The sequence below is a fragment of the Methylobacterium sp. D54C genome, from assembly GCF_053345595.1.
This window is the reverse complement of sequence record NZ_JBKFAK010000222.1, coordinates 1-296: the sequence shown is the minus strand read 5'-3', so window position 1 is coordinate 296 and position 296 is coordinate 1. Positions and strand designations below refer to the sequence as shown.

Here is a 296-nt window from a genome sequence, read left to right as displayed (position 1 = left end):
TCTTGAGCGTGTCGCGGAACTGGACGAAGACTGTCGACGATCCGGGCGTCGTGTAGCTGCGGACGAAGTCGAGGCCGTTGAGCTGCTGGAGCTCCTTCTCGACCCGGTCGGTGTCCTGATCGAGGGTGTCCTTGATGGTCGCGCCCGGCCACGTGGTCTGCACCACCATGGTCTTGATGGTGAAGGGCGGATCCTCCCCACGGCCGAGGCGGGTGTAGGCCATCAGGCCCGCGATCAGCGAGACCAGCATGAGGAACCAGACGAACGAGCGGTGCCCGAGCGCCCAGTCGGAAAGG

At 65.2% G+C, this 296-nt stretch carries 1 protein-coding gene; it reads right to left on the bottom strand.

What is annotated here, in order from left to right:
- Window positions 1-296 (bottom strand): efflux RND transporter permease subunit (locus ACLBYB_RS33255; protein WP_447701436.1); only part of this gene is annotated, 296 nt, incomplete at both ends.